The organism is Psychromonas sp. (assembly GCF_047632995.1).
In the GTDB taxonomy this organism is placed as follows: domain Bacteria; phylum Pseudomonadota; class Gammaproteobacteria; order Enterobacterales; family Psychromonadaceae; genus Psychromonas.
In genome coordinates, this window is the sequence record NZ_JBLIEK010000165.1 from 1 (window position 1) to 6,062 (window position 6,062).

At 36.3% G+C, this 6,062-nt stretch carries 5 protein-coding genes; 4 read left to right on the forward strand and 1 reads right to left on the reverse strand.

The features are described from left to right. Nucleotides 1-305: 305 nt before the first annotated feature. Nucleotides 306-497 carry a reverse transcriptase domain-containing protein gene (locus ACJAT7_RS17250; protein ID WP_415228039.1) on the reverse strand — a complete coding sequence of 64 codons (192 nt, stop codon included), beginning with the start codon at nucleotides 495-497 and terminating at the stop codon, nucleotides 306-308. Nucleotides 498-1,461: 964 nt separating this feature from the next. Here ACJAT7_RS17250 and ACJAT7_RS17255 point away from each other — a divergent pair. The 4 genes from ACJAT7_RS17255 (at nucleotide 1,462) to ACJAT7_RS17270 (ending at nucleotide 5,857) form a co-directional block, all read left to right on the forward strand. Further along, on the forward strand, nucleotides 1,462-2,154 hold the full coding sequence (locus ACJAT7_RS17255; protein ID WP_415228040.1) for a TetR/AcrR family transcriptional regulator: 693 nt from the start codon (nucleotides 1,462-1,464) through the stop codon (nucleotides 2,152-2,154). 327 nt (nucleotides 2,155-2,481) lie between these two features. Next, nucleotides 2,482-2,673, forward strand: coding sequence for a hypothetical protein (locus ACJAT7_RS17260; RefSeq protein WP_415228041.1), 192 nt, complete (start codon nucleotides 2,482-2,484; stop codon nucleotides 2,671-2,673). A gap of 118 nt (nucleotides 2,674-2,791) precedes the next feature. Continuing rightward, the gene (locus ACJAT7_RS17265; protein ID WP_415228042.1) at nucleotides 2,792-4,867 is read left to right on the forward strand and encodes a methyl-accepting chemotaxis protein; all 2,076 of its coding nucleotides are present in this window, start codon (nucleotides 2,792-2,794) and stop codon (nucleotides 4,865-4,867) included. Nucleotides 4,868-5,479: 612 nt separating this feature from the next. Beyond that, nucleotides 5,480-5,857: a hypothetical protein gene (locus ACJAT7_RS17270; protein ID WP_415228043.1), complete on the forward strand. Its 378-nt coding sequence runs from the start codon at nucleotides 5,480-5,482 to the stop codon at nucleotides 5,855-5,857. The last annotated feature ends 205 nt before the right edge of the window (nucleotides 5,858-6,062 follow it).

Here is a 6,062-nt window from a genome sequence, read left to right on the forward strand (position 1 = left end):
TGAGCCAATTCAAATCTATTAATTATCGTGGTTTGATTTTTTCTTTCCGATTATTGATAGCGATTTTTATTGATTCGCTCGCTTCATTGCATGTCAAAGTACTATTAATTAATGCGCAACCTTATGGATGACTGGTGTCAGTAAATGGGGCCGCTGCACCGATCAATAATAATCGAATGACATCGGCAGCTTATCCTGCACCTTGATCCTAAGTTGAGTCATCAAGAGATCATGATTAACTCGGTCAAAGAACTTAGACAGATCAACATCAACGGCAAATTTGCGTTTCTGTCTGATGATATCCCTTACTTGCAGTACCGCTTGTTGGCATTTCTGTTCGGCCTAAAGCCAAAGCTGTTAGTCGAGAAGAATGGGTCAAACAACGGCGTGAGTATTTGAGCTATCGCTTGCTCTATTACACGATCAATGACGTTAGGGATCCCCAATTTGCGTTTACCGCCATCGGGTTTGTCGATCTCCACGCGCCTGACGCACATTTATTGGCTTTAACTTGACGCCACGCTCGGTGTAGATTCTCAGGTTCGAGCAGTTGTTGGAATAAATCGTTGCTGAAGGCTGGTTGCACATCAATACGCTGCTGATAGTAATCGTATGACGACGTAGTGGGTATCGACAAGTTTGACAAGACTCCTCTTTCTTCTAAAAAATGGGTGGCTATGTATTTGTTGAGGACATAAGCAAAAGGTTTATATCATAAAACTGTATTTCATTTTCGATGTAAAAAGCATTTTTTATTAAAGACTATTTAGTCTTCCCCCCGATTTTCCTGTGATGCTGTCACTGGTTCAGATCGGAACCGAGGCTGAAACTGTCTATTATGGCAACAACGCCTGACGATGTAACACTATATAAACTGGTTTTTTTTCCCAAAGCAAATTTTTCCTGATCACAGAAATGTGACCTGTATCTCGTGGTGGGGACTGAATACTATTAAAAACGTGATGAAGATTGCGAATATTTGCCCGTAATACTCATGCTGGTCAAGTTTGAGCTGGATAACATTAATAAATATTGTCTAATGTTATCATTATTTTGCTCGAATATTACAGCAAACCATTGAATGTTACCGTGGATTTTTATTTAAGGCATATTAAGAGACTGATTTTGTGTTGCTTGTATTAGATGTTTCTAACAGAAAACGAGCGTATTCAATTAGAGACTAGATCGTTTATAGACTGCAATAATCAGATATAAACTTTCTTATTTTAACTTGATCATTACAGAAATCGATAATTCATGGAAACTATAGCCGGTGAAGTTGTAAGATCATTTAACTTGCAACAAAGTTTCGCTGAATACATTTGTAAGGTATTGATTGATGAGCAATATAACAGCGATGCATGATGTCGCGACAAGAAGAAACTAGGTAAGCCCCCCAACATTAACATTTGGTTATGAAAGGAAAGGTATAACCACGAATGATGATTTTCTGGTGATAATGTGAGTATCAAAAAAAAACAAAAACAAAAAATACTTTCAGCAGCGAAATTGGTGATAAAGGAAAAAGGCATATTTAATTTCACATTTAGTGAGCTTAGTAAAGCCAGTGGCGTACCCAATACCTCTTTGCACCGCATCTTTAAGTCAAAAGATGACCTATTGTGCTCAATTTTTATTGAAAGGCTTAAAAAGCAAATGTTGGTTATGGATTACATCGATAAATCTCAGCTGACAGCAAAGGAAAAAATAATTACACATGTATACTATGCTTATTTTTCAATAAAAGAGAGTAAAGATAGCGTTGGAGACAGGTTTCTAATCACAAATCATTCTTTATACAAAAATGCCAGTCAAAAAATAATAGATGAATTTGAAGGGCTTATACAAACTTTAAACTATAAAGTATACAGTAGATATACCTCATTGAAAGACACCGGTATTATTTGTGTAAGTAGCGCCACCATAAAAAACCAAATAGTTGCCATTCATGTTATTTCGAGAGGTTTGGCTGCACTTGCTAAAGATAGGTATGCACCTAGGGGTATATTAAAACTGAAGTTTGTTGTCAATATGTTGCTGCCCACGTTGGAAGAATTAGAATGGCGTGCCGGACCTAATAGCAAATATGACATACGAAATATTCACGTAATGATTAACACTCTAAGTGATAATGAATTTGAGGCATTACTTTAAAAGCATTTTATTCAAAATATACTAACAATAGATAGCGATTTTTGATTGTTAATATCAAGTAAATGTCTTACTTGATAATGGTTTTTAAACTGGTAGCAAGGGCTGTTCGCGATATATGTTGGCAAGCGAATAGGTTAGACAAGTAAATGTAGTCATTGTATTTATTGCTTACTGTAGCCAGCGTTATCTTATAGTTTCAGGAAGCAACCATTTTTATTTTATAGTATTTTATCAACTATTTATAAACTCGCCAATCAAACGTTTGGCAATCTTTTCTATATTAGCAATGACATTTTTATGGATAATAATTTTTAATTTGGTGTGTTAATGGGCTTTGAAATTAAAAGTGAGAAAGTTTTAGTAGCTTCAACTCCAGAGGTTTTATATTCTTTTTTTCAAAATAAGCTTGAAAGAGATTATTTTATTTATTGTCAATTCGAGAGGGAATTACTTTCACGTTATGTCATTTTGTCAAAGGCCAAAGGAATTAAGTTTCAAGAGGCTGAAGCTGAAAAATGATATCCTTGGCAAGGATGCAACCATCAAAAATATAATTTATTTGTGGTCGAATGCAATAAATTATGTGGCGAACCAGTAGTAATGTTTTATGAACTAATAAAAGTTGAAGGTTGAAAATATGAGAATAACAATAAAAAATAAGCTTATTACCACATTGTGTGTTCCTTTGGTACTAATAGGTATTTTTTTTACTGTCGCTTTAATAGATATTCAGAGCGAGGTGCTTGATGTCGAAAGTAATAATGTTGGTGAAAAGTTTTTAACTCAAATAGAGGCGACATTACAAGGGCAAGTTGATACGGTCACTCGTTCAGTCAATAGTTTTTATGAGCACTCAAGGTTGGCGAACATCAAAGGGGTGTTAGTTGATGAAGCTTCTAATTTTAATCAAACTATTGAAAATATTTATAAGAACAGTGATTCGGACATTGTAGCCACAACCAGTATTTATGCTTTTATCAACGATTATAACTGGGGCAAGGGCCGTTATCTATTTGCCTTTGATGCCAACTCATTTATAGTTACAGCTCATGGTGCAAACCGAGACTTGATTGGCAAAAACTATTACGACTCAGTAGATACGAACGGAAAATATTATGCCAGAGATATGGTGTCTGAAGCTAAAAATAACAACGTTGGTTTTACTGAGTACCAATTTGTTAACCCTGTGACGAAAAAAAATGAAGTTAAGCTAGCTGCTTCTTTTTACTTCAAACCGTTAAATTTAGTTGTTGCAACTGGGGAGTACCTCAGTACGCTTAGCAAAGATAATATGGAAAGAGCATTACTCGCGATTTCCAGTGTTAAGTATGGGAAAAATGGCTACTTTTGGGTGCAGGACAAAGATGGTTTAATTCTTGCTCATCCTAAAGCGGAACTTGTCGGAACAAAAAACGATTCATTTTCAACCATAATTGCTACAAGTATAAGAAATAAATCAGACACGATGGTTGAAACGTATTTTGAAAACCCAGCCACAAGGAAAACAGAAAAGAAAATAAATTATGCCAGAAAAATATTCCCTGAGTGGGGCTGGGTAGTTGCGAGTGGTGCGTATATGAGTGATATTACTGCAGCACAAGAGGGATTAACAAGCGCAACCCGTAATATATTCGAAGAAAAAACCAGCTTAATGATTTCAGTATCATTGCTGTTGATTGCTTTCTTTTCTATTATTTCAATTTTTATTGTTAGTACTATTGTTAAAGGCTTAGTGATACTTAAAGATCGTATAGATGCGCTTTCATCCGGTGAGGCAGATTTAACTTCTCGCGTCGACATCGCTTCAAAAGATGAGTTGGGTAATATCGGTGAATCCGTCAATAAATTTATTGTTTATCTTCAGTCCATGCTACTCGATATTTCACAAGCTTCAACACATATTACCGTTAGTATTGAACAGCTGAGCAAGCAATCTGAGCGAAATAATTCGACATTAATAACCCACGCATCTGAAACGGAACAAATAGTCAGTGCAATTACAGAAATGAGTGCGACCGCTGAAACGGTTGCACAAGGTGCAGCTAAAACTTCGACCAATACTCAAATGGCTCACGATGAGGCCTTACTATCAAAAGACACTGTGTTGAATGCCTCTAACAGTGTTAGTGCGCTAGTGCATGAAGTTGCATCTGTCTCAGAAAGTATAGCCACCATGAATGACAATACTCAGCAAATAGTTAATGTGCTGAGTGTTATTGGAGGTATTGCAGATCAGACAAATTTATTGGCGCTGAATGCTGCTATTGAAGCCGCTCGTGCTGGTGAACAAGGACGAGGTTTTGCAGTGGTGGCCGATGAAGTACGTTCCCTGGCTGCTCGAACTCAAAATAGTACTACTGAAATAAATGAAATCCTCACCAAATTACAACAAGATACCGCAAAAGCAGTTGATGAAATGGAAGTAACTAAAATAAGCTGTGAGCGTACGGCAGAAAATACCAATAGTGTAAGCTTAGGTTTAGATAAAATGACAAATGTCATTGTTGAAATTAACGATCTCAACATGCAAATTGCGACAGCAGCGGAAGAGCAAAGTGTTGTTAGTGAAGAGGTTAGTCGTAATATGTCTACCATACATCAGATGGTTCAGGAGTTAACGGAAAATGGACAGAGCACCGTCGATAGCACGCGAAATTTAGCGACCACAAATGCGCAATTAAATGCTTTGGTGGGTAAATTTAAATTGGTGTAATCCGGCGCTCAATTCGTATATATATATAGCGATTTAGCCACACATATCGAACAAAAAGCTTGGATGTGTATTTGTTTAAAAGCTTTGGGGAATAAATGAAATCACTGATAACTGGATGAAAGAATATAATGAAGAATGGCCACATTATTAGCTTGGTGAGCAAACTCGGTGGAGTTATTTTGAGTCTAAGAACCAGAATGACACCTCTACATGCTAAAGCTACAGTATGATTTCTCAGTTGGTTGCAGTTCAGATGCAGATAAGTGCCAGAAATCGCTAGGCAACACTCTACAATATTCTAATGGAGCAATAAAAATCCAGCTGTTAGCAACTGGCTTTGTTGAGTTAGGCTACTACCTAACTCGATACGACTAGCTTTGCGCGAACGGCTAACTATTTTGAAGTACAGGTTGTGAGAAGTCCTTTTCTTCAATTGGTTCTTCTCCCCGTGATTTGCTGCAAACAATCACTTTATATCTTCGATAGTCACGTAAAGACAAGGGATAAGCACTAGCGTCACTACCGTTGCAAACAAGACACCAAATAATTAATTGGGCATATGGCATATTTTCATGCATATTGTGGCGTCATGTTTAAATGGAGTTAGGCTGTATGTTCTGGCAAATATCATTTTGGTTACTTGTTGTTATTTTAGTTTTACCATTTCCATTTAAGGTTCTTGGGTATATTAAAGGCGCAGACGATAGTAAGTTAAGTGTCAAAATAGAAGAGTCTGCTAATGCAATTTTCATGTCCATTGGATTATTTGCTTTTTATGGTTATATAAATGATCAGATTTATTTAAATTCAACATTTTGGCAAGTGTGGTTAATAATTGGTGTCTTGTGGTCTATTTTTGCAATTTTTTGGTCACCTAAATTAGCTTATGCAACAGAGCTCATGGGTAAAAATAAAATGCGAATTGCTGCTGGTATTGGATGTTTTTTATATATTCCATTATTTTTAGCTGTTTATTTTTACGCATTTTAAACCAAAATATATGAGCCTTCCGCCATTCAATAGGCGCGCCATTTTACGGGTAGAAAGTATTTGGCTGCTTTTGCAGTCAAATTTAAATCAATCAACAAATTCATCTACTTCGTATGTCGGAGAGCACTTAACATTTCTAATGAAGATGTTATATAGCCAGGATTCATTCATTATAACAAAGCACGCACATTGTATTTCTTGGCTT